General features: G+C 66.2%; 3 protein-coding genes and 1 pseudogene. All 4 read right to left on the bottom strand.

Annotated elements, in window-relative coordinates; all coding sequences use genetic code 11:
• Positions 1-605 (bottom strand): annotated as a pseudogene (locus CVM52_RS24840) (peptidoglycan -binding protein); the annotation flags it as partial.
• 3 nt (positions 606-608) lie between these two features.
• Positions 609-1802: a biopolymer transporter ExbB gene (locus tag CVM52_RS24835; RefSeq protein WP_100164960.1), complete on the bottom strand. Its 1194-nt coding sequence runs from the start codon at positions 1800-1802 to the stop codon at positions 609-611.
• 70 nt (positions 1803-1872) lie between these two features.
• Positions 1873-2403: a gamma-glutamylcyclotransferase gene (locus CVM52_RS24830; RefSeq protein ID WP_100164959.1), complete on the bottom strand. Its 531-nt coding sequence runs from the start codon at positions 2401-2403 to the stop codon at positions 1873-1875.
• A 4-nt stretch (positions 2404-2407) separates the two neighbouring features.
• Positions 2408-2985, bottom strand: a 578-nt coding sequence (locus CVM52_RS24825) for an extensin-like domain-containing protein (protein WP_133119983.1), incomplete at its 5' end; no start/stop codon positions are given.

Genomic DNA, 2985 nt, shown 5'->3' with positions numbered 1-2985 from the left:
CGCCGGGCGGCGGCGAGGCGGGCCGCCTCGGCCTGGGCGTCGGTTTCCGAGCGGCTTTGCGCCAGAGCGGCGTTCAGCGCCTCCTGTTCCGACAGCAGCTCGACCTGGCGGTCCTGCAGCGCCTCGCGTTCGTCCTGCAACGCGGCGATCTGGTCACGCGCCTCGTTGCGGCTGGCCAGCAGGGTGGCGACCTGCGCCTCGAAATCGGTGATCTGCGTCTGCGCCTGTTCCAGCGCCGCCTCTTGGCGGTCGCGCTGGGCCGTCAGCGCGGCGATCAGCGAGGATTGCTGGTCGATCTCGGCCTGGGCCGATTCCAGATCGGTCTGGGTTTCGCTGAGCGTGGCGTTCAGCGCACCCATCCGTGCTTCGAGCTGGCTGGATTTGCGCTCTTCCAGCCCCAGCGCATTGGCCAGCAGCTCGATCTCGTCCGAAAGCGCGTTCAGTTCCGATTCCTGCCCCGAAATCTGTTCGCGCAGCACGAATTGCACCACCATGAAGATGGTCAGCACGAACATCAGCACCAGCAGCAGGCCGGTCATCGCATCGACAAAGCCGGGCCAAATTGCCCCCTGGAACCTTTGACCTGTGCGCCGTGACAGGGCCATGCCCTATTCCTCTCGATGCGTGTCGCGGGCCTGGGCCTGGCGGATCACCGACGGGCGCGGCCGGCCCATTGCCTTTACCAGCAGATCTATGTCCTTGCGCAGCTCGGCCAAGCTTTCCTGCCGGCCGGCCGAGATTTCCTCGAGGATGCGCAGCATCTGCACGTCGATCGAGCGCAGGCGCATGCGGCTTTCGGCATCCAGACCCTCTTCGGTGCCCTTTTCGCGCATCACCTCGGCCAATGTCTCCTGCCCCGCCGCGACCCGTTCCAGCGCGGCGGCGATGCTTTCGTTCTGTTCCTGGCGGCTGTTCATCTCGCGGATGGCATCGACCAGGTCGCCCAGCTTGCGGTCGACCTCGCCCCGGCTGTCGTCGGAAAGCATGAACATCTGGCGCAGGCCTTCCATCTGCTCGGCCATGTGGTCGAGCACGCCGGACATCGCGTCGGCATCGGTGCCGCCATCCTCACCGGCAAAGCCAACGCGGGTGATGGTCGACAGCCATTCCTCAAGCTCGCGGTAAAACCGGTTCTGGCCGTGGCCGGCAAACAGTTCCAGCAGGCCCACCACCAGCGAGCCGGCCAGGCCCAGCAGCGACGAGGAAAAGGCGATGCCCATGCCGCCCAGCTGCGCCTCGAGCCCGGTCATCAGCCGGTTGAACACGGCGAGCCCCTCTTCGCCCTCCTGCGGCGCGAGGCTGCGGATGGTGTCGACCACGGCCGGCACCGTGGTGGCAAGGCCATAGAAGGTGCCGAGCAGGCCAAGGAAGATCAGCAGGCTGACGATATAGCGGGTGATCTCGCGCGCCTCGTCGATGCGGGTGGCGACGCTGTCGAGAATCGACCGGGTCGACGAGGCCGACAGCTGGCTGCGCGCCCCGCGCGAGCGCAACAGCGAAGCCAGCGGCGCCAGCAGGCGCGGTGGGCGCACATCGTCCGAGATCTCGCCGCTGGCAAAGCCCTCGATCCAGCGCACCGATCCCATCAGCTGGGTGACCTGCCAGAAACAGGCGATCACCCCGACCAGGAACACGCCGCCGATGAACCCGTTCAGATACAGGTTGGCCAGGAAGACCGACAGCACCCTGGGCAGGGCGACAAAGGCCCCCAACCCGCACAGGGCGATGACGATCACCATGAACGTTATCTGGCGGAAGGGTTGCGAGAATTGCGGTCTGGTTTTGCCGTCCGGCTGCGCCATGCGCCTTGGTCCTGACATTCTGTCTGCTCTTGCCGGAGACTACCGGAGTTTGGCGCTAACCGCCAAGAAATTATACCAGAAGTGCCCGCACCCGTGCATCGAGCCAGTCCAGATCGGGGTCTGGCAGCCCCAGTTCGGTCAGATGGCGGGTGGTGTTGAACAGATAGTCGGCATTCGGGCCGCGCCCGCCCACCGCGCGGGCAATGATCTGCGCCTGTTCTTCCAGGTCGAGCTGGCCGCAATATTGCACATGATGCGGGTCGATCACATAGGTGACCGCGGTGACCGTGGCGCCGCTGTCCAGCCGGACCTCCAGCTGCTTTTCCAGATAGGCCGAGGAGATCAGTTCGCGTTCGCGCAGATAGTCCAGGGTGTCGGCCTCCTGGCCTGCGGCCACCGCCAGCGCCAGGCCCTTGCAATGGGCGCCGGCGACTTCGTCCAGCGCCAGCACCAGGCCGGGATCGGCCTCGGTGCCGCGATGGTGGATCGAGCGCATGCAGAAGGAGCGGGCATAGCCGTCCAGCGTGGCGAGCGCGCTTTGCGCCACCTCAAAGCCGGGATTCCACAACAGCGACCCGTATCCGAACACCCACATCGTCATGAGATCACTTACAATAGGGGCCGCGCCGATAGTTGGCGGTGTCGAGGTGAAAATGATCGCGGTGGAACCGGTCCGAACCGGGGCCGAGCACGGTGGCAAAAGGGCCGCAGGCGGCGCGCCGCGCCTGCCGCAGCGGCCCCTTGCCGGTATAGTCTTTCAGCACCGTCATCAGCTTGCCGCTTTCCAGCACAAAGCCGGAAATGTCGATGGCATTGCCCTTGCCATGTTCCGAGATTCGCCGGCCCGGCTGGTTGTTGCGGGTGCGGCAGGCGTAATGTGCCGCAACCTTCAGCCCGACAACCCGGTCATCGCCGCCAAAGGCCGGTTTCACCCCGATATCGATCCAGGTTTTCAGCGCCTTGGCGGTGCGGCAGTTCATCAGCACCTTCTGGGTCAGGCCGAGGCCGGCCACCGAGTCGAGCCGCACCGCATCGTCGATGCCGCAGGCGCTGATCCGGCCGACGACATCGCCGACCTCTTCACCCTGGATGTCGAGATCGCCGCAGACCGCGCCCTCGCGCAGCCTCTGGCGCCGGGCCATCGCCTGTTGCGCCACCGCGGGCGGCCGCAGGCCGGGGCGCG

Source organism: Pseudooceanicola lipolyticus, assembly GCF_002786325.1.
In the GTDB taxonomy this organism is placed as follows: domain Bacteria; phylum Pseudomonadota; class Alphaproteobacteria; order Rhodobacterales; family Rhodobacteraceae; genus Pseudooceanicola_C; species Pseudooceanicola_C lipolyticus.
Note: the sequence above shows the minus strand (reverse complement) of the source record. Positions and strands in the feature narration are given on the sequence as shown.